This is a genomic window from Rhizobium sp. KDH_Rht_773_N (genome assembly GCF_052946295.1).
Map to the genome: position 1 here is coordinate 1,036,836 of NZ_CM129525.1, position 19,128 is coordinate 1,055,963.

At 61.5% G+C, this 19,128-nt stretch carries 18 protein-coding genes; 6 read left to right on the forward strand and 12 right to left on the reverse strand.

What is annotated here, in order from left to right; genetic code table 11:
* Positions 1-2 precede the first annotated feature (2 nt).
* The 3 genes from ACU8HS_RS05335 to ACU8HS_RS05345 all read left to right on the forward strand — a co-directional run bounded on the left by ACU8HS_RS05335 (position 3) and on the right by ACU8HS_RS05345 (position 5,016).
* The gene (locus ACU8HS_RS05335) at positions 3-3,425 is read left to right on the forward strand and encodes a DEAD/DEAH box helicase (RefSeq protein ID WP_447015521.1); all 3,423 of its coding nucleotides are present in this window, start codon (positions 3-5) and stop codon (positions 3,423-3,425) included.
* Positions 3,426-3,517: 92 nt separating this feature from the next.
* A complete protein-coding gene (locus ACU8HS_RS05340; protein ID WP_112706116.1) occupies positions 3,518-4,075 on the forward strand; it encodes a hypothetical protein in 558 nt (185 codons plus the stop codon).
* A 290-nt stretch (positions 4,076-4,365) separates the two neighbouring features.
* Entirely contained in the window at positions 4,366-5,016 is a 651-nt protein-coding gene (locus ACU8HS_RS05345) for a hypothetical protein (protein WP_447015522.1), read from the forward strand.
* A gap of 30 nt (positions 5,017-5,046) precedes the next feature.
* Here the strand turns inward: ACU8HS_RS05345 and ACU8HS_RS05350 are convergent, their stop codons facing one another.
* Genes ACU8HS_RS05350 through ACU8HS_RS05360 form a run of 3 tightly spaced genes read right to left on the reverse strand, consistent with a single transcriptional unit; the run spans position 5,047 to position 7,029 of the window.
* Positions 5,047-5,841 carry an anti-sigma factor gene (locus ACU8HS_RS05350; RefSeq protein ID WP_112754965.1) on the reverse strand — a complete coding sequence of 265 codons (795 nt, stop codon included), beginning with the start codon at positions 5,839-5,841 and terminating at the stop codon, positions 5,047-5,049.
* Positions 5,838-6,443, reverse strand: coding sequence for an RNA polymerase sigma factor (locus ACU8HS_RS05355; RefSeq protein WP_112754833.1), 606 nt, complete (start codon positions 6,441-6,443; stop codon positions 5,838-5,840). Before ACU8HS_RS05355 ends, ACU8HS_RS05350 begins: the two co-directional genes overlap by 4 nt.
* A gap of 49 nt (positions 6,444-6,492) precedes the next feature.
* On the reverse strand, positions 6,493-7,029 hold the full coding sequence (locus ACU8HS_RS05360) for a tetratricopeptide repeat protein (RefSeq protein WP_112754831.1): 537 nt from the start codon (positions 7,027-7,029) through the stop codon (positions 6,493-6,495).
* A 173-nt stretch (positions 7,030-7,202) separates the two neighbouring features.
* Between ACU8HS_RS05360 and ACU8HS_RS05365 the strand changes: the two genes are divergently transcribed.
* The 3 genes from ACU8HS_RS05365 (at position 7,203) to ACU8HS_RS05375 (ending at position 10,080) form a co-directional block, all read left to right on the forward strand.
* Positions 7,203-8,255: a type III polyketide synthase gene (locus ACU8HS_RS05365; RefSeq protein ID WP_112571051.1), complete on the forward strand. Its 1,053-nt coding sequence runs from the start codon at positions 7,203-7,205 to the stop codon at positions 8,253-8,255.
* Complete coding sequence (locus tag ACU8HS_RS05370; protein ID WP_447015523.1) at positions 8,252-8,755, forward strand: isoprenylcysteine carboxyl methyltransferase family protein; 504 nt, start codon at positions 8,252-8,254, stop codon at positions 8,753-8,755. The genes ACU8HS_RS05365 and ACU8HS_RS05370 overlap by 4 nt, the downstream gene beginning before the upstream one ends.
* 77 nt (positions 8,756-8,832) lie before the next feature.
* Positions 8,833-10,080 (forward strand): NAD(P)/FAD-dependent oxidoreductase, encoded by a 1,248-nt coding sequence (locus ACU8HS_RS05375; RefSeq protein WP_112754827.1) that lies wholly within the window; start codon positions 8,833-8,835, stop codon positions 10,078-10,080.
* Here the strand turns inward: ACU8HS_RS05375 and ACU8HS_RS05380 are convergent.
* The 9 genes from ACU8HS_RS05380 to ACU8HS_RS05420 all read right to left on the reverse strand — a co-directional run bounded on the left by ACU8HS_RS05380 (position 10,070) and on the right by ACU8HS_RS05420 (position 18,974).
* On the reverse strand, positions 10,070-10,606 hold the full coding sequence (locus ACU8HS_RS05380; protein ID WP_447015524.1) for a gluconokinase: 537 nt from the start codon (positions 10,604-10,606) through the stop codon (positions 10,070-10,072). The two genes, ACU8HS_RS05375 and ACU8HS_RS05380, sit on opposite strands and share 11 nt — an antisense overlap.
* A gap of 41 nt (positions 10,607-10,647) precedes the next feature.
* Positions 10,648-11,490: a dipeptide ABC transporter ATP-binding protein gene (locus ACU8HS_RS05385; protein WP_112706109.1), complete on the reverse strand. Its 843-nt coding sequence runs from the start codon at positions 11,488-11,490 to the stop codon at positions 10,648-10,650.
* Positions 11,490-12,341, reverse strand: coding sequence for an ABC transporter ATP-binding protein (locus tag ACU8HS_RS05390; protein WP_112706108.1), 852 nt, complete (start codon positions 12,339-12,341; stop codon positions 11,490-11,492). The genes ACU8HS_RS05385 and ACU8HS_RS05390 overlap by 1 nt, the downstream gene beginning before the upstream one ends.
* Position 12,342: 1 nt before the next feature.
* Positions 12,343-13,233 carry an ABC transporter permease subunit gene (locus ACU8HS_RS05395; protein ID WP_112570906.1) on the reverse strand — a complete coding sequence of 297 codons (891 nt, stop codon included), beginning with the start codon at positions 13,231-13,233 and terminating at the stop codon, positions 12,343-12,345.
* Positions 13,234-13,242: 9 nt separating this feature from the next.
* Positions 13,243-14,247, reverse strand: a complete 1,005-nt coding sequence (locus ACU8HS_RS05400; RefSeq protein WP_112570904.1) for an ABC transporter permease subunit — start codon at positions 14,245-14,247, stop codon at positions 13,243-13,245.
* An 87-nt stretch (positions 14,248-14,334) separates the two neighbouring features.
* A complete protein-coding gene (locus ACU8HS_RS05405) occupies positions 14,335-15,930 on the reverse strand; it encodes an ABC transporter substrate-binding protein (RefSeq protein WP_112570902.1) in 1,596 nt (531 codons plus the stop codon).
* Positions 15,931-16,279: 349 nt separating this feature from the next.
* Complete coding sequence (gene rirA / locus ACU8HS_RS05410) at positions 16,280-16,759, reverse strand: iron-responsive transcriptional regulator RirA (protein WP_112570900.1); 480 nt, start codon at positions 16,757-16,759, stop codon at positions 16,280-16,282.
* A 111-nt stretch (positions 16,760-16,870) separates the two neighbouring features.
* Positions 16,871-17,926 (reverse strand): M48 family metallopeptidase, encoded by a 1,056-nt coding sequence (locus tag ACU8HS_RS05415; RefSeq protein ID WP_447015525.1) that lies wholly within the window; start codon positions 17,924-17,926, stop codon positions 16,871-16,873.
* Positions 17,916-18,974: a YjgN family protein gene (locus tag ACU8HS_RS05420; RefSeq protein ID WP_447015526.1), complete on the reverse strand. Its 1,059-nt coding sequence runs from the start codon at positions 18,972-18,974 to the stop codon at positions 17,916-17,918. The genes ACU8HS_RS05415 and ACU8HS_RS05420 overlap by 11 nt, the downstream gene beginning before the upstream one ends.
* Between the last annotated feature and the right edge of the window lie 154 nt (positions 18,975-19,128).

Below are 19,128 nucleotides of genomic sequence, written 5' to 3' on the forward strand. Positions count from 1 at the left end.
CCATGCAGATTCCCACAGGTAGCGAAGGCGAGCGGCTGCTGGCGATCCTGGACCTCTGGCACAAGATCGAATTCTTCATCCCTTACGATCTCTCCAGGCGGGCGGCGGGCGATGAAAACAGGACGGCGTTTTGGCTGCATGCCGAAACGCTCGAGGATGACAGTGCCGCCGTGCGACGGCCTGTCGTCCCCGAGCACAAGGAGATCACCGGGCTTACGCTATTCCTTGGCGTTTTCAGCAAATCGGAGACGACGAGGGCCAGCAGGAACTTTGCCAGCCCTGCGGGCGGCATGGCGGACTTCGAGGATGCGGAGCGAGGCGACCTGGATGGAGACACCTGCTTTGCAAGCCTGGAGCTCGATCCGCACGGCAATCCGATTTTCCAGACGTTTTCCATCTCGACTCTGCCCTGGGCACTTGGGCAAATCCGCGAACATGGGCTTGCGGCCCTCAGTTCGGAAGCATTCGCCGATGGCAAAAAGCGCCTGCAGGAATTGCTTGGAAATTTCCAGGCCCAGCGCCGCCTGTCCCATCAGCCTTCCGAGGAAGGCGACAACCAGCCGCTCGCGCCGGCTGAGATTCTTGCTCTTCATGCTTTGCTGTGCGAATGGGCCGGCTTCGTGCCCGATAGCGGCAAGCCGATCGCGCTTGTCGAAATCCGCTATAGGGACAAGCCGTCGAAACCGACGGTAAAGCTCCTGCCTGCGCCGCCGGAGCACGGCGCGGCCGGCGACGACGACCATGACGAAGAAGACATCACGCCCGACCAGGAAATCGGGATTTTGAACAGTTTCTTCATCGAGGATATCGAGCGGGCGATGGACTGCGTTCGCAGCGGCGCCGTGCCCGAACCGCTGAGGCGATACTTGACGCCGCTTGCGCCCGGTGCGCGGATCGACCTCTACACGGAAGCGGGCCGCCGCGCCCTCATCCGGTCGCTGCATCCGCGGAACCTCAATACCGGACGCTGGCTCGCGGAAACCCATCATGCCATGAGCCTGATGCAGCAATTCGCAATCAATACCGCCCTGGAAACCCTCTCGGACACGGGGCTGTTTTCCGTCAACGGCCCTCCTGGAACCGGCAAAACGACGCTGCTGCGCGACATATTCGCGGACAATATCGTGCGGCGGGCGCGCGCCCTCGCTACATTGAGGACGGCGCGGGATGCCTTTGACGACGCATCGCGAAAGATCCGTTTCAGGGATGGCAGCGAGGCGTCGATATCGAACCTGGATACCGGCCTTACCGGCTTCGAAATGGTCGTCGCCTCCTCCAACAACACGGCGGTCGAGAACATATCGCGCGACCTTCCGAAGCAAAGCTCGATCACGAAAGGCAAGTCGTTCGGCTATTTGCAGACCGTTGCCCACAAGATCGCCGCACAGAAAGACAATGGCAGCTTCACCGCCCTTGACGATGAAACCCGCCCATGGGGACTGATCGCCTGCGCGCTCGGAAAGAGCGGGAACCGGCGTGCGTTCAAGGAGCGCTTCGCCTTCATGCCGGCCAAAGACAAGGACAAGGCGAAGCCCGGCTGGTCCGGCCCGGACATGCCGCAGACGATCTGGGAGTGGCGGACCAGTTACAGCGGACCGACATTTGCCGAAGCAGGCCGTCGTTTTCGCGACGCCGACGAGGCGGTTCGCTCGATGATCGACGAATACGGGCAGCTTGCCGATCTCCATGGTGAAATCGCCACGACTTCCCCCGATGCCTTCTGTGGCCCGGCGCGTAGGGCCGTGGAAACTGCGGAGGCCGCGGTTCTGCTGGCTCAGGATCGGTATGCCGCAGCCGAGTCTCAGCTCCTTGCCATCCGCGCCGAATTGGCCCGGCTCAAGGAAGAGGAGCGGCTTCTCGACCGTTCGACGCCGGCCTGGTGGAAAAGGATGCTGCCCAGCAGCGACAACCAGGAGCACAGGAAAAATATCAAGTCGAACGCCCGGGAGCAGATCGCGCTGCGCCGGACGCTCGGCGGCTGCGAACGAGAACTTGCGGGTAAGCACCGGCCCGCCCTGGAGAAGGCTCTGCAGGAGCGCGAGCGGGCCAAAAGGGACCTGAACGCCAGACAGAAAGCCTGGGATGAAAAATCCGCAAGGTTCGAAGAGTTGCGGCAGAGGTTGGGCGGGCCGGCCCTGCCCGTAGACCTCGACGATCTGGAAACCGACCGTTTGCAGATCGAGGGGCTCTGGCACTCCGACAGGCTGGCCGACCTGCGCTCCACCTTGCTGGAAGAGGCATTGACACTGCATGAGGCATGGCTGGCGGAGGTCAGCAAGCCGGGCGGAGGTTTCGGCGGAAATATCGTGGCGATCACGAAGCTGCTTTCGGGAAATGTTCCTGACGACGCCGCCGACGTCCTGCCCATATGGCAGAGCCTCTTCATGATCGTTCCCGTCATTTCGACGACGTTTGCCTCGCTTGCCCGTCAGTTCGCCGGTCTCGGACCGGCTTCGATCGGCTGGGTCTTCGTCGATGAGGCTGGTCAGGCCGTGCCGCAGGCTGCCGTCGGCGCCCTGATGCGCGCACGCCGCCTGATGGCGATCGGCGACCCCCTGCAGATCGAGCCGGTCTTCACCCTGCCCGGCGCCCTCATTCGGTCACTCTGCCGCCTGTCGCCGCACACAAGGACGGAGACCTATTCGCCCAACCATGTATCCGTGCAAACACTTGCCGACGCGGCAAACCGCTATGGAACGGCCTTGCCGTCGGAGGATGGCAATGGGCTTTGGATCGGCAGCCCGCTCCGAGTGCATCGCCGCTGCATCGACCCGATGTTCTCCATCGCCAATCGGATCGCCTATCGGGACAAGATGGTATTCGGATTGAAGGAGCGGCAGCCGGCCGGTGACGCTTGGCCCTTTTATGGCGACAGCGTCTGGATCGACGTCAGGGGCAAGGTTGTCGGCCGGCAGCGTGTTCCCGAACAGATCGACTTCGTCGTCGATGTCCTGACCGCAACCTACCGCCGGGACGGGGTGCTGCCGGACCTCTACGTCATTTCCCCGTTCAAGGAGATCAAGAATGCGCTGAAGACGGCGCTGGAAAGGGCTGTGTGGATCGATGCGGCCGGCTCCCGCACCTCGCCTCCGCAACTGAAGAAGTGGCTGAAGGACAGGATCGGGACTGTTCATACTTTCCAGGGCAAGGAAAGGGACACCGTCTTCATGGTGCTCGGCGCCGACAGGGAGCATGCCGGCGCTGCCGCCTGGGCTTCTTCGAAGCCCAACCTGCTGAACGTGGCACTGACACGCGCCCAGCGACGTTTTCATATCGTCGGGGACAGAGGCTTTTGGGAAACGATGCCGTATTTCAGAGAGGTTGCCGGCGCTCTCGAGCCCGTCAGTGCGCAGGATTTTCTGCACGCGCTGCGATCGGCACCGCCGGTCGTCGAAACGAGCGCGCGGCGAGATGGATCATTTTAGCGTGCCGGCAACCCGTGCCGGCGGCCGCCCGGTAGCAAAACCTCAACTTTCCGCCGCTAGAATCAGCCCAACTCCTGGAGGCGATTCGAGCCATGAAGACCTTTTCTGCGATATTGCTGGCGGCACTTCTCGTCCCGGTGGCGGCCCGGAGCGAAGCGGTGCCGGGCGAGACGGAATGGATGGGCGAAGCCCGGCAATGGGCGGTCGGGTTTGTCGGCGAGAAGCCGTCCTATTGCCGGCTGGTCTGGGACGACGAGCTTGGAAAGACGGTCGAATTCCGGCAGAGCCTCGACAGCGTCATGTGGCTGGTCTCGAAAGACGGCTGGGATATCCCGGCAGGTACTGCGACCAAGGTAACGCTCGTCGGCTATTCCGGCACCAAGGCTGTTGCCGCCGAAGCCTTCGACGGCAAGACGCTTCGCATTCTGCCGGCCGACGGCAAGACCGGTGTCGCGCAGATCAAAAAGATCCTCAAGAACTCCTTTGTCGGCACGCCGGACATGGAGCTCGATTTTTCGGGAAATGAAGAGAAGTGGGTGGTGCCGCTGTCGCGGCTCCAGCAGATGTATACGACCTATGTCAATTGCCTGAACCGGCTCGTGCCTGCCAATCAGGCCAGACCGGTTTCCGACAAGACCCAGCCGTTCTGAATCCTGTCGCGATCCCCCGGATCGGTCGGCACGCCTTCGCTTTCTCACGCAGGCCTTGGCCGCGAAACCGCTGAACACTTTTGCGCGGCCTGCTCTCATTCCACGCAGGCCTTTGCCGCAAAACCGCTAAACACTTTTGCGCGACCTGCTTGCAAACCCCGCATTCTGCGTCGCCACGCCGCAGCAGCGCGCCACAAATACGGCCTCCGCCGCAATGATCATCCATTTCGCCCGCCGCCCTTATCGAGGCGGGCTGTTGGATGGTGCTCTTCCCCTTTCAGGAGGTCATTGTGCAAAAACGTCGTATCGCATCTCTCATGGGCGCTGCCGTCATTGCCGCCGCAGGCTTTGCCGGCCCCTCGGCAGCCCAGACCGTCTCCCATAAATCCACCGATACCCATATGCTCGTCGTGCGCCTGCCCGATGGCTCGCTCGAGCGCATCCGCTATGCCGGCAACCAGGTGCCGCAGATCCGTATCGACGGCGAGCCGGATCCGGCGCCCGGCCTCTTCGATCCGTTCTGGCCTGCGGCGCCCTTTGCCGATCTGGACCGCATATCCGCAGCGATGGATCGCGAGGCTGCCGCCATGCTGCAACAGGCCGACACGATGATGCAGGCCCCGCCTCGCGATCCGGTAACGATCACCGGGCTTCCTGTCGGCGTGCAGGGCTATTCGATGGTCTCGACCATATCCGGCGACGGCGTGTGCACGCGCAGCCTCCGCTACTTCAGCACCGGTAACGGCAAGCCGCATGTCGAGAGCAGCACGTCAGGCAATTGCTCGCCAGGCAAGGCGGCGAGCGCGCCTCTGCCCGCGAAGGCGCCTCACCCGGCCTTCAAGCCGAAAGCATCCGGCATCATCCAGGTGAATGCCGAGCCGCCGGCCGCAGCCGGAAGCATGTCGCAGGCAGGCTTTCGGCTTGCGAGCGCCGTGAACTGACGGATCGGGGCATGGCCCCTCTCGTCATGGCTAGACGGAAATCTTGCTTCGTACCGCGTCGGCGATCTCGGTCATCCGGTCGACGGGCGCGTGGCCGATGAGCATGAAGGCGTGGGTGGCGCTCGACCAGTAGACGACATTCATGCCCTTGCGGCCCTCTATATCGGGCGCCTTGGGACCGGCACCGGAGGCGACGATGCAGAGCGCCATGGGGCCGGTCTCCGGGTCGAGATAGGCGATCTGGGCCAGCGGCTTGCCGTCATATTGCAGGATCTGCGCGCGCTTGAAATCGACATCCGGCAAGGCGACCTGTTCCGGCGAGAGCTGCAGGCCGAGCGTGGTGTCGAGGCGGGCAAGCTGGGTTGCCTGCACTTCAGCCGATGGTACGGGACCGGCCAAGGTTTCCGGCGTATAGAGCGAGATATATTCGGCGACGACGGCGCGCCATTCGCCGTTTTCGTCCCTGCCCGAAAGCCTGGTGCCGAGGCCGATCACGGCGCGATCGACGGCAATGCCGACAACGAGCGAAGCGGCAAGCGCGCCGAGGAAACCGCGGCGGCTGGCAAAGACCGCCGGCCTTGCCGGCTGCGGGACCGGAATGGCCGACAGCATGGATTCGAGCTTCGCCTGCGGGGCGGCGTCGAGCAGCGGCGCAAAGGCTTCCCTGTACGGCAGGTCGGCGCGGGCCAGGAATTCCAGCCGCTCGGCCACGGCTTCGTCAGTGCCGATCAGCGCCTCGATGCGGGCTGTGTCTTCGGGGCCAAGCTCACCGTCGATGAAGGCGGTCAGTTCCTCGTCGGAGGGCATTATGTGCTTCGTGCTCATTCAAATCCCCCTGCCGATACGGTCTCGGAGAGCTTCGCGCGGGCGGCTGCCAGCCGGCTCATCACGGTGCCGATCGGAACATCCAGTATGGCGGCGACCTCGCGATAGGAAAGCCCTTCCACATAGGCGAGGAAAACCGCCGAACGCTGCGCCTCCGGCAGCGCGTTCACCTGTTTCAAGACCTGGTTGGCCATGACATGCGTTTCGGTGTCGCGGGCGCCGTCGAAGGTCAGCGTTTCATCCGCGTCGACGAAGCCCTGGCCCTGGCGCACGCGCCGCGCACGGATCTCGTTCAGCCAGATCGAATGCAGGATCGAAAACAGCCAGCGGTCGAGCCTGGTGCCGGCCACGAACTGCTCGGCCCTTTCCAGCGCGCGAAGGCATGTCGCCTGCACGAGATCGTCGGCCACATCGCGCTGGTGCGAAAGGACGAGGCCGTAGCGCCAGAGACGGGACAGATGTTCCGTCAGGCCTCTCCTGATATCCGCCTCGCTCGCGATGGCCGCCTCCGCGCGTATCTGTTGTCTGGGAACCGCCGGCGGCGCCGGCGATTCCGTTCGGGCGTGACTATAGGCAGGAAATGCGGTGTGTGCGACCGACATCCGGAAATATCCTTCAATCAACTCTGCCTCTCTCCTGCCGGCTGCCAACTCAGATCTTCGACGGATCGAGGATGGCGGCGTTGAGGTCCTGATATTCCTCGCAGCCGGTGCCGCAGATCGCCTTGATCGTCGTCAGCTGCTCCTTGGCGAGGGTGAGCTCACCTTTGACGACATAGGCTTCGCCGAGATATTCGCGAACCTTGGCATAGTGCGGATCGAGCTTCACCGACTGCAGATAGTAGGAGATGCCCTCATCCGTGCGGCCAAGCTTGCGGGTGGCGTAACCGCGATAATTCAGCCATTCGGCATTGTTCCTGTCCTTGACGGTGTCGAGCATGGCGAGCGCTTCTTCAAAGCGGCCGGCCTTGGCAAGCGAATAGGCGTAGTCGGTGCGGTTTTCATCCGTCACGTTGGCGCTCTGCTGCTTGACGCATTTCTTGGCCTTCTTGTCGTAGATTTCGCCCTTCTTGCAGACCGGCATGGTGCTGCTATCATCGCCGATTGCGAAGACAGGGCCGGAAAAGACGGAGGCGGCAATGCAGCTGCCGAGCACGAGGGTAGCGATGCGGACAGTCTTGGTCGTCATTGGAAAACTCCTCAGAAAATGACGTTGCGAGGAGTGAACACCGCTGCATCGGGCTTTATTCGGCGGCGTTGTGCTTTTTTGCGATCACGTCTTCTTGAAGAGAGCCGCACCGAATAAACCTTTCAGCCAGCGTGTTTTCCGCTCGTTCCGCCGGGAACGACAAGGAGAATATCGTGTTGCAATCCGTCAGACTCTTAAGTCTCGTCACCGCAGTGCCCGAACATATCATTCCCCAGACCGAGGCGGCCGAAGCCTCTGCCCGCCTTTTTGCCGACCGCTATAAGGAATTCCGCCATCTCGCGCGCGTCTTTGCCAATGCCGGCATCGAAAAGCGTCATAGCGCCCGTCCCCTCTCGTGGTTCGAGGAGACGCATGGCTGGCAGGACAGGATGGAGGCGTTTGAGGAAGTCGCCGGTTCGCTGTTCGCGACGGCAGCAACCCGCGCGCTCGAACAAGCGGGGCTGACGGCCGGCGAGGTCGATTGCATCGTCAGCGTTTCTTCCACCGGCATCACCACGCCGAGCCTCGACGCACGGCTGGCGGGCCGGCTCGGTTTTCGCGCCGATATCGAGCGCGTGCCGGTCTTCGGGCTCGGCTGCGCTGCCGGCGTATCCGGCTTCGGCATCGCCTCGCGGCTGGCACGCAGCCGCCCCGGCGCCGTCGTGCTCTTCGTCGCCATCGAACTCTGCACGCTCGCCTTCCGTCTGGACGAACTGACGAAACCGAACATCATCGCGACGGCGCTTTTCGGCGACGGGGCCGCAGCCTGCGTGCTGCGATCGGGCGACGGGGGCATGGCGGCGGTGGAATCGGCCGGCGATCACCTGTTTCCCGACACGCTCGACATCATGGGCTGGAAAATCGATGATACCGGCCTCGGCATCCTGCTGGCGCAATCGCTGCCCCCTTTTGCGGAAAGGGAACTCGGGCCGGCAATCGACGGCATTCTGGCGCGCAGCGGGCTCAAGCGCAGCGATATCGGCCGGTTCATCTGCCATCCCGGCGGCACCAAGGTGCTGGCGGCGATGGAGAGTGCACTTTCCATGGAATCGGACACGCTCGACATCGAGCGGTCGGTGCTTGCCGACTATGGCAATATGTCCTCGCCGACCGTGCTCTTCGTCCTGGAGCGGGCCATCCGTGCCGGCCTGCCGGACCGGGCAGCAATGGTCGCCATGGGGCCGGGCTTCACGGCAAGCTGCGTGACGCTGCGGAGGGTCGCATGATGTGGCCGTCCATCGCGCTGCTGACCTTCGTGACCGCCCAGCGGCTCTCGGAACTGGCGATCGCGCGCCGCAACACGATGGCGCTTTTTGCCAAGGGGGCGCGCGAGATCGCGCCCGAGCACTATCCCTATATGGTGGCGCTGCATACGGGCTGGCTCGCCGGGCTCTGGATGCTGGCGGCGGGGCAACCGATCCAGCCTGTCTGGTTCGGCCTGTTCATGCTGCTGCAGGTGCTGCGGCTATGGGTGCTGTTCACGCTTGGCGAGCGCTGGACGACGCGCATCATCATCCTGCCGGGCGCGCCGCTTGTCAAAAACGGCCCCTACCGCTTCCTCAAACATCCGAATTACATGATCGTGATCGGAGAGATCGCGGCCCTGCCGCTCGCCTTCGGCATGCCGCTCTACGCGCTCGTGTTTTCGCTGCTCAACGCCATCATCCTGACGATCCGCATCAGGGCTGAAAATGCCGCACTGAAGAGCGCAATGATTTTGAAATGAAATGCGATTTTTCGTTTGCGCCGCAGCATTCAGATGGGCATTTTAGGCTTTAAAAACACAGCGGAATGCAGGGGAAAATGACGAAAAACGCAATCGTGCTCGGCGCCGGTATCGTCGGGGTTTCGACGGCCATCCATCTTCAACGCCGCGGCCGGCAGGTGACACTGGTCGACCGCAAGGAGCCGGGCAACGAAACCTCCTTCGGCAATGCCGGCCTGATCCAGCGCGAAGGCGTCATGCCCTACGGCTTTCCCCAGCAGATCGGCCTTCTGCTGCGCTATGCGCTGAACAACCGCATCGATGCGCATTATCACCTGAAGGCGCTGCCGAGCCAGCTGGCGTTTCTGGCCCGCTACTGGTGGAACTCCAATCCGAAACGGCATGCGATGATCACCAGAGCCTATGCGCCGCTGATCGAAAACTCGATCATCGAGCACAAGGACCTGATCGAGGCCTCGCAGGCGCAAGCGCTGATCCGCAGGGACGGCTGGATGAAGATCTTCCGCACCGAGGCCAAGCGCGACGAAGCCTTTGCGGAAGCCGCCCAGTGGAAGGACCAGTTCGGCGTCGGCTACGAAAGACTGGATTCCGCCGATATCGCCCGTCTCGAACCGAACATCATGGGGAAATTCGTAGGCGGGTTGCGCTGGATCGACCCCTGGTCCGTGCTCGACCCGCATGCGCTGACGCGCGCCTACCGCACCTATTTCGAAAGCCTCGGCGGCCGCTTCGTGACCGGGGATGCGGCTTCGCTCGGGCAGGCCGGCTCCGGCTGGAGGATCATGACGGCGGAAGGCTCGATGGAGGCCGATGACGTGGTGCTGGCGCTCGGCCCCTGGGCAGCGGTTGCGACGCGCCGCCTCGGCTATTCCTTCCCGCTCGGCGTCAAGCGCGGCTATCACATGCATTACGGCGTCGAGGGCAATGCGGTGCTCAACAACTGGACGCTCGATTCCGAGCGCGGCTATTTCCTGGCGCCGATGAACCGTGGCGTGCGCCTGACGACGGGGGCCGAATTCGCAACGCTGGAGGCACCGAAAACGCCGGTGCAACTGGACCGGGCCGAAGCCGTGGCGCGCACGATATTTCCGCTGGGTGAAAGGCTCGATGCGGAGCCGTGGATGGGTGCGCGGCCCTGCACGCCCGACATGATGCCGATCATCGGCAAGGCGCCACGCCATCAGGGACTGTGGTTCGCCTTCGGTCATGCCCATCACGGGCTGACGCTCGGGCCGGTGACGGGACGCGTGCTGGCGGAGCTGATGACCGGCGAGACGCCGTTCATCAATATCTCGGCCTATTCGCCCAACAGGTTCAATCCGTAACGGCCAGGGCGGCGAGAGCCTTCAGGGCCTGCGCCGCGATTGCCTCGACCGTGTCGTCGATCCCGACCGTCACAACGCCCCTTTCGCCTGTCGGCACTTCCAGCGTCTGCAACTGGCTTTCCAGAAGCGAGGCCGGCATGAAGTGGCCCTTGCGATGGGCCATGCGCTCCGTCAGCAGCGCCCTGGAGCCTTCGAGATAGACGAAATAGAGATTGCCGCCGGCTGCCGCCCGCAGGCGGTCGCGATAGATGCGCTTCAGCGCCGAACACGAGACAACGATGCCCTCGCCCCTGGCAAGCGATGCCTTCATCGTCTCGCCGATGCGGTCGAGCCAGGGCATGCGGTCCTCGTCGGTGAGCGGAATGCCCTTGGACATTTTCTCGACGTTGGAGGCCGGGTGAAGGGCGTCGCCTTCCGCGAACGGCAGGCCGAGGCCTGCCGCTATCTTTTCGCCGATCGAGGATTTGCCGGAACCGCTGACCCCCATGACGATGATCGCATGGAGAGTTCGGCTATCCTCGGTCATTGCTCATCTCGCTCATATTGGCTGCGTGGACGATCTGCGGTTTACGAGACCGCAGACAAAACGGCATTCTTGCGCGCGAGGCGCGCCTTGATCGTATCGACATCCGCGCGCGGCGTCGCTGCAAACAGGGTCTTGGTGTAGTTGTGCTGCGGATCGTTGAAGACCTGATCGCGCGTGCCGTATTCGACCGCCTCGCCGAAATACATCACCATCACGTCGTCTGCCATGTAGCGGACGACCGAAAGGTCGTGGCTGATGAAGACATAGGTCAGGTTCAGTTCGTCCTGCAGATCGGCGAGCAGGTTCAGAACCTGGGCCTGCACCGACAGGTCGAGCGCGGAGACCGGTTCGTCGAGAACCAGAAGCCGGGGCTTGAGCATCAGCGCGCGGGCAATGGCGATGCGCTGGCGCTGGCCGCCCGAGAACATGTGCGGGAAACGATTGAAATGCACGTCCTGCAGGCCGACCTTGCGCAGCATCGCCATGGCGAGGTCGCGCCGCTCGGAGGCGGGCGTATTGGTGTTGATGACCAGCGGCTCCATCAGGATATCGCCGATCTTCTTGCGCGGGTTCAGCGATCCATAGGGATTCTGGAAAACGATCTGCACCTTACGGCGGATTTCTGGCGTCAGGTCGCCCTTGAAGATGTCGACCTTGTTGCCGTCGATCAGGAGATCGCCCGAGGTGGCCGGGTCGATCATCGTGACGATGCGGGCAAGCGTCGACTTGCCGCAGCCGCTTTCACCGACGATCGCGAGCGTCTTGCCCTGTTCGACGGAGAAACTCACGCCCTTGACGGCATGGACCGTTCTCGCCTTCTTGAACATGCCGCCCGGCAGGTAATAGTCGCGAACGATGTTCTTTGCTTCGAGGACTGGCGTCATCAGGCCGCTCCCTCCACGGTCTTGTTCGGATTGAAAAGTTCGCCGATGGTCGGCAACCGGTCGCCCGTCGCGTTTTCCGGAAGGGCGGCGAGCAGGGCGCGCGTATAATCGCTCTTCGGGGATTCGAACAGGGAGAGAACGTCGGCCTCCTCCATCTTGCGGCCCTTGTACTGCACGATCACGCGGTCGGCCGTTTCGGCAACCACGCCCATATTGTGGGTGATCATGATCAGGCCCATGCGATGCTCCGTCTGCAGGCGCATCAGAAGATCGAGGATCTGCTTCTGGATGGTCACGTCGAGCGCGGTGGTCGGCTCGTCGGCGATCAGGAGCTTCGGATTGCAGGCGATCGCAATGGCGATCATGACGCGCTGGCACTGGCCGCCCGACATCTGGTGCGGGAAGTGGTTGAGCCGTTCGGCGGGATCGGGAATGCCGACCGCCTGAAAGAGCTCGATCGCGCGCTTGCGGCGTTCCGCCTTGTTGAGGCCGAGATGGATCCTCAACACTTCCTCGATCTGGAAGCCGACGGTGAAGCAGGGGTTGAGGCTGGCAATCGGTTCCTGGAAGATCATCGACATATCCTTGCCGATGATTTCGCGCCGCTTGGCGCCGGACATGCCGAGCAGGTTCTGCCCGTCGAAGACCATCTTGTCGGCCGTCACCTTCGCCGTCCAGGGCAGAAGGCCCATGGCGGCCAGCATCGAGACCGACTTGCCGGAACCGGATTCGCCGACGATCGCCAGGACTTCGCCGGCATCGACCTTCAGCGAAACGCCGTCGACGGCCCGGAAAGGTCCGGTCGAGGTCTGGAATTCGACGACGAGATTTTCGATTTCGAGAAGCGCCATATCAGGACCTCTTCATCTTGGGATCGAGCGCATCACGCAGGCCATCGCCCATCAGGTTGATGGCGAGAACGGTGATGAGGATGGCAAGGCCCGGAAATGTGACGACCCACCAGGCGCGCGAGATGAACTCGCGCGCTTCGGCGAGCATCGTGCCCCATTCGGGTGTCGGCGGCTGCGCGCCCTGGCCGAGGAAGCCGAGGGCGGCTGCATCGAGGATCGCGGCGGAGAAGGCGAGCGTTGCCTGAACGATCAGCGGACCGAGGCAGTTCGGCAGGATCGTCTTGAACATCAGCCGGAAGGTGCCGGCACCCGCCACGCGGGAGGCAACGACATATTCCTTTTCACGCTCGCTCATGACGGCGGCGCGCGTCAGGCGCACGAAATGCGGCTGGTTGACGATCGAGATCGCGATCATCGCGTTCAACAGGCCAGGACCGAGAACGGCAACGAGCACGAGGGCCAGAAGCAGCGACGGGAAGGCCAGGATGATATCCATCAGGCGCATGATGACGATATCGACGCGGCCGCGGAAATAGCCGGCGACGAGGCCGATCAGCACGCCCGCCACCACCGACAGCGTGACGACCACGACACCGATGAACAGGGAAAAACGGGCGCCGAAGATCAGGCGCGACAGGATATCGCGGCCGACGGCATCGGTTCCGAGCGGATAGGAGATGCTGCCGCCATCCATCCAGAAGGGGACGGAAAGCAGAAGCTGGCGGTTCTGCTCGTTCGGCGCATGCGGCGAAACGAGCGGGGCGAAGATCGCCATCAGAAGGATGAGGACGAAAACGAAGAGGCCGATGACGGCGCCCTTGTTTCGCGAGAAATAATACCAGAATTCCGTGAGGGCGGAGGGCTGGTCGGATTTTGCAGTAACCGTGCTCATGGACCGCTCCTAGTGCCTGATACGCGGATTGACGAAGCCATAGGCCAGGTCGACGAGCAGATTCACCAGCATGATGATGCCGGCGATCAGGAGAAGGCCGCCCTGGACGACCGCGTAGTCGCGCTTGAAGACGGCATCGACCATCCACTTGCCGATGCCCGGCCAGGAGAAGATCGTTTCGGTCAGGATGGCGCCGGCAAGCAGCACGCCGACCTGCAGGCCGATCGTGGTGATGACAGGGATCATGGCGTTTCTGAGCGCATGGATGCCGACGACACGCAAGGGCGCCAGACCTTTCGAACGGGCCGTGCGCACATAATCCTCGCCCAGCACTTCGAGCATCGCCGAACGCGTCTGGCGGGCGATAACGGCAAGCGGGATGGTGGCAAGCACCACGGTCGGCAGGATGAGATAGCTGACGGCCGAGGCGAAGGCGCCCTTCTGGCCGGAGAGAAGACTGTCGATCAGCATGAAGCCGGTGACAGGCTTGAAGAAATACATCAGCGAGATGCGGCCGGAGACCGGCGTCCAGCCAAGATAGCCGGAGAAGAAGATGATGAGCAGCAGGCCCCACCAGAAGATCGGCATCGAATAGCCGATGAGGGCGACACCCATCACGCTCTGGTCGAACCAGGTCCCGCGCTTGACCGCGGCAAAGACGCCGGCGGGAACACCGAGGAGGATTGCGACAAGGATGGCGCAGATCGAAAGTTCGAGCGTGGCCGGGAAGAGCGTGAAGAACTCGCCGAGAACCGGGCGCTTAGTGACGATCGAGGTGCCGAGGTCGCCGTGCAGCACTTTTCCGAGATAATCGAAATACTGCACATACATGGGCCGGTCAAAACCGAGATCGTGCATGATCTGTGCGTGCCGTTCGGGTGCCATGGTTCGTTCGCCCGACAACAGCATGACGGGATCGCCAGGAAGCAGGCGGATGAACGAGAAGGCAATGAGCGAAACGCCTAGGAAGGTCGGTATCAGGACTGCGAGGCGCCCGATGAGAAATCGCAACATAGCAGGTTGTCCAATAGTTTCCGGCGGTCAGGTGGAAACCTGACCGCCGGTCAAGCCCGGTTTTAGCCGGGCAGTTTATCATTTTTCTTATTCGGCGATATCAACGCCGTCGAAGCGGTGAATGCCGAGCGGGTCCATGTGGAAGCCCGACACCTTCTTGCTCACGGGAACGAAGACCAGCGAGTGATCGAGCGGAGCCCAGGGGGCTTCCTTCTTGAAGATCAGCTGGGCTTCTTCGTAGAGCTTCGTGCGCTCGGCAACGTCAGCCGTTTCCTTGGCCTTCGTCATCAGAGCGTCGTAGTCCTTGTTGCACCACTGGGCGCGGTTGTTGCCGCCGACAGCGTCGCAGCCGAGCAGCGTATCCATGAAGTTGTCCGGGTCGCCGTTGTCGCCGGTCCAGCCGAGGATGACGGCGCCATCGCGCTTCGTGTCGGAGGAGAGCTTCAGGTATTCGGCCCATTCATGGGTGACGATCTCGACATTGACGCCGATCTTGGCAAAGTCCGCCTGGATCAGTTCGGCGGCGCGACGCGCGTTCAGCATGTACGGACGCGAAACCGGCATTGCCCAGACCTTCATGGAAAGGCCCTTGACGCCGGCAGCTTCGAGAGCCTTCTTGGCGCCTTCCGGATCGTACTTGTCGTCCTCGACCTTGTCGTTATAGGACCACATGGTCGGCGGGATCGGGTTCTTGGCAACCTGGGCAGCGCCCTGGAAGACGGCGTCGATGATCGCCTGCTTGTTGATCGCCATGTTCAGCGCGCGGCGGACTTCCGGCTTGTCGAACGGAGCCTGCTGGGTGTTGTAGGCGAGGAAGCCGACGTTCAGGCCCGGCTGTTCCATGACCGTGAGGTTTGCGTCCTTCTTCAGCTCGGCAACGTCGGCTGCGTTCGGATACGGGATCAGGTGGCACTCGCCGGCCTTCAGCTTCTGGGCGCGCACGGCAGCGTCAGGGGTGATCGCGAAGACGAGATCGTCGATCTTTTCCTTGCCCTTGAAGTAGCTTTCGTTGGCCTTGTAGCGGATGACGGCATCCGGCTGGTAGGCGACGAAGGTAAAGGCGCCCGTGCCGACCGGCTGCTGGTTGAACTGGGCCATTTTGCCGTCGGCAGCGAGCTTGTCGGCATATTCCTTGGAAACGATGGATGCGAAGTCCATGGCGAGATCGGCCAGGAACGGTGCTTCCGGATGGTTGAGCGTGAACTTGACCGTCAGGTCGTCAACCTTCTCGACCGACTTGATGAGATCGGGGAAGCCCATGCCGGCAGCGTATTCGTAGGAACCGCCTTCGACATACTTGTTCCACGGATTGTCGGACTTGATCTGGCGCTCGAAGGAGAAGACGACGTCGTCGGCGGTGAGATCACGCGACGGGGTGAAGAAATCGGTCGTCTGGAACTTCACGCCGGGATGCAGCTTGAACGTATATTCGGTGCCGTCGGGGGAAACCGTCCAGCTGTCGGCGACGCCGGGCTCGATCTCCGTACCGCCATGCTTGAATTCAACGAGGCGGCTGAAGACCGTGCGCGAAGAAGCGTCGAAGGTCGTGCCCGCCGTGTAGAGGCTCGGATCGAAGCCTTCCGGCGATCCTTCGGAGCAATAGACAAGCGTCTTGGAATACGCGGCGGTGGCCATGACCGAAGCCAGGGCTGTCGCTGCGAGCAGGACAGAGAACTTTTTCATGATGTCGTTTCCCAGGTTTGTTCTTTTTTGATCTTTGGAGATCGGGGGCTCATTACCCCGATCAGCGGGCCGATGGAACGATATTTATTTGCTGAAAGCAACGGCATCCGCAGAAAATTTTTCCAGAAAAGCAATTTTAGAAATTTTCGGTCAAAAATAGGCCAAAATTTGCAAGATTGAGGCAGATTTAATCCGATTCCCGTCGCTTTTGGTATAATTTCGCGTCGCGAAACGGCTCTGAAAACGGTTTCAAGCCACTCTGATATATCAACAGTCCGTGAGCCACCAACAAAAAACCACGGCCACTGAAAATGGCCATGGTTCGTGACGGTATCAGAATATTCCAATCTCAGGCGGCCGGCGCCGGAACGGCAGGCTTGCGATAGTCGTGTTCACCGGTGAGGCCGAGCAGGAAGTTGATCTGCGGCCGGGCTTTGACCAGGTCGTCGATCGAATATTCGGTCAGCACGTCGAAAAAGGCATTCAGCGCCTTGCGCAGCGCCGAATTCAAGCCGCAGCTATCGACCAGCGGGCATTCGATCGCACCGTCCTCAAAGCATTCCGCCATGGCGAAACTGTCTTCCGTGACCTTAACCACATCGAAGAGGCTGATCTCAGTCGCCGGCTTGCCGAGGCGCACGCCGCCGTTGCGGCCGCGCACCGTCTCGACAAGGCCCGCCTTGTTGAGCGGCTGCAGAATCTTGAAGAGAAAGAGCTCGGAAACGCCGTATGCCCTGGCAATTTCGGGAATGCGGCTCAACTGCCCTTCATTGGCTGCACAATACATCAACATGCGAACCGCATAGTTGGTCTGCTTCGTCAACCGCATGCCAATCTCCTGAATCGTCTTTACAAAGCGTATATAGTGGCTTTCGTAGTTTTGAACAATTCCAAAATATGAAATTCACATTCAGCTTAATTGAGGCCGATTGCCGCTGGCTTACCGGCCTTCCAGGCTCTTGGCGTAGTCGACGATAGCCTGCCGGCGCTCGGGCGTTCCCGGGTGGGTCGACAGCATGCTCGTCCCGGAGTGATCTCCAGGCCTGTCCTCGAGCTCTTCGAAAAACCGGGCGATCGCAAGCGGATCCATCCCGCTTGCCCGCATCAGCTCAACCGAGCGCCGGTCGGCCTGGCTTTCGGCGCTGCGGGAATAGGAGAGCGCCAGCAGGCCGCCGCCCTGAGTCATGATGTCTTCGACCCCGGAACCGACGTCGCCCGCGATCAACATGACGAGAGCCGCCATGCCGGCGGCGCGATAAAGCTGCCGAAGGCTGTGCTTGTATTCGACATGGCCTATCTCGTGGGCGAGAACGCCCGAAATCATTTCATCATCGCCATCGGCGAATTCGATCAACTGATCGGTGATGACGATATTACCGTCGGGAAGCGCAAAGGCATTGGGACCAATCGCACCGCCATCACGGAAATTCAGCACATAACCTGCAGCCCCCTCCTTCGTTGCGCCGGCAATACGCATGAAGCGCTCGGTAATTTCTGTCTGGCGCGCTTGCGGCACGTCACTTACCGACAGGACGGTCGTATCGAGCGTATTGAGCGTTCCTGACGACATCATCTGCGGCACGACGGGCGGCGTCACCAGAACGGCGATCTCGACCAGAAGCGGAAGAGCATAGCGGTAGATGCCGATGGCAAGAAGGATAACGAGTGCGGCGAAAACGAAGATGCGCGGATGGAATTCCTCAAGCAGATGAACCCAGCCGGCATGGCGCCGCCCGGCATTCTTCAAAAAGGCATCGATAGCCGCATTATCGGCCGTTTCGAAGAGCGAGCCATCTGCGAAATTGATCCGGCGCGGAATGTCGCCGACCCTTGCGCTGATCGACAGACCGGCAAACGCACCGCTGGAAAGCCTGGTTCCCTCGGCCGAGACGGCGGAAATACCATCGGGATACGAGACGAGGGTCGCGATGACGCGACCGCTCGAACCTGGCGGATACCATTCGCCGCCGGCGATGGTTTGGCCGTCAGAAACCAAAATCGAAGCCTTCCATGCTCATGTATTCCGAGCCGACCGCTCCACCGCTCTGCTGGACTGCCGTGACGACATCGCCGATATCTCCATCGACGGCTATTGCCGTGTGCTCCACGACATAGCGCGTCAGTCGCACTACCGCCCACGGACGCATCAGCCCGAAAGTGCAGATCGTCACCACCAGGTTCGACAATGTGATCCAGACATAACGGCCACGTGACAGATCGCTTCTCAGCCGGTGACGGCCATCGATCACCATGGACGACCATACGATGTTATGGACAGCCGCACGATAGATGATACCTGCAAGCGCGTAGACAATCACGACGCCGAATGTGACTAGGTAGATCGAACCGACCAGCACGGCCCCCGGCAGATTACCGGAGGACTGGGTAGCGACGGCTCCGGCGATCAGGACTCCCAGAATGACGAAGCCGATGATCGTGATGATCGCCGGGATGACAAGCGCCAGGTAGAGCGATCCAATACGGGGATCGACAAGGAATTTGCGATCGCCGTAACGAAGATTGTTGAACACATAACGGTTCAGCCACCGGCTGGCGAAGGGCGCCAGCAGACCGAGCGAAATGGCAGCCAGAAAACCGCCCACCATTACGGCAGCGAAGGCGCCGCCGACCGTGCCGACGAAATCGAACCGGACATTGCGGTAGCTCATCACCCGCGCGTTGAAGCGGATCCCGCGCATGATCAGCCACGGCATGGCGATCAGAACTAGGATCAGGGTGACGAAAGCAAACAGGGGATGGAGAGTAGTGAGAATGTTGAGAACCACGACAAGTCCGAAGACGATCAGCCGGCCGATGAAGATCTGCTTTCCGGTGGCGTGATATTCGAAGCTGCTGCCGAGCAGGACGGTATTGCCGTAGAAATACCGATTGCGACGCACCTTCGCCCAGGCCGAATAGATGCCTAGCGTGATGACCGTCAGAAGAATGTTGACGATCCAGATGCCGAAATATTCCGATGCACGACCGTTGAATTTCGCGCGCTCAAATGAATTGACGGCAGGCTTTGCCGTTCCAAAGTCCATGACATTTCCCCCAAACCCGGCATTCGCAGCTGCATAACGGAATCACTCGCAGAACAGCTTGCACGTGAACATGATTTGAGAAGCAAAAATCAGCGGAATTAACAACCTGCAATCGAACAAAAAGAGGGCCTCCCGGCCCTCAAATTGCAAATTC

Excerpts from the sequence above, each read along its gene's own strand:
- ACU8HS_RS05380 (WP_447015524.1), bottom strand. The coding sequence starts at position 10,606 with ATGACCGAGGATAGCCGAACTCTCCATGCGATCATCGTCATGGGGGTC.
- ACU8HS_RS05395 (WP_112570906.1), bottom strand. The coding sequence starts at position 13,233 with ATGAGCACGGTTACTGCAAAATCCGACCAGCCCTCCGCCCTCACGGAA.
- ACU8HS_RS05335 (WP_447015521.1), top strand. The coding sequence starts at position 3 with ATGCAGATTCCCACAGGTAGCGAAGGCGAGCGGCTGCTGGCGATCCTG.
- ACU8HS_RS05400 (WP_112570904.1), bottom strand. The coding sequence starts at position 14,247 with ATGTTGCGATTTCTCATCGGGCGCCTCGCAGTCCTGATACCGACCTTC.
- ACU8HS_RS05360 (WP_112754831.1), bottom strand. The coding sequence starts at position 7,029 with ATGACGACCAAGACTGTCCGCATCGCTACCCTCGTGCTCGGCAGCTGC.
- ACU8HS_RS05340 (WP_112706116.1), top strand. The coding sequence starts at position 3,518 with ATGAAGACCTTTTCTGCGATATTGCTGGCGGCACTTCTCGTCCCGGTG.
- ACU8HS_RS05370 (WP_447015523.1), top strand. The coding sequence starts at position 8,252 with ATGATGTGGCCGTCCATCGCGCTGCTGACCTTCGTGACCGCCCAGCGG.
- ACU8HS_RS05420 (WP_447015526.1), bottom strand. The coding sequence starts at position 18,974 with ATGGACTTTGGAACGGCAAAGCCTGCCGTCAATTCATTTGAGCGCGCG.
- ACU8HS_RS05390 (WP_112706108.1), bottom strand. The coding sequence starts at position 12,341 with ATGGCGCTTCTCGAAATCGAAAATCTCGTCGTCGAATTCCAGACCTCG.
- ACU8HS_RS05405 (WP_112570902.1), bottom strand. The coding sequence starts at position 15,930 with ATGAAAAAGTTCTCTGTCCTGCTCGCAGCGACAGCCCTGGCTTCGGTC.
- ACU8HS_RS05355 (WP_112754833.1), bottom strand. The coding sequence starts at position 6,443 with ATGTCGGTCGCACACACCGCATTTCCTGCCTATAGTCACGCCCGAACG.
- ACU8HS_RS05385 (WP_112706109.1), bottom strand. The coding sequence starts at position 11,490 with ATGACGCCAGTCCTCGAAGCAAAGAACATCGTTCGCGACTATTACCTG.
- ACU8HS_RS05350 (WP_112754965.1), bottom strand. The coding sequence starts at position 5,841 with ATGAGCACGAAGCACATAATGCCCTCCGACGAGGAACTGACCGCCTTC.
- rirA (WP_112570900.1), bottom strand. The coding sequence starts at position 16,759 with ATGCGGTTGACGAAGCAGACCAACTATGCGGTTCGCATGTTGATGTAT.
- ACU8HS_RS05375 (WP_112754827.1), top strand. The coding sequence starts at position 8,833 with ATGACGAAAAACGCAATCGTGCTCGGCGCCGGTATCGTCGGGGTTTCG.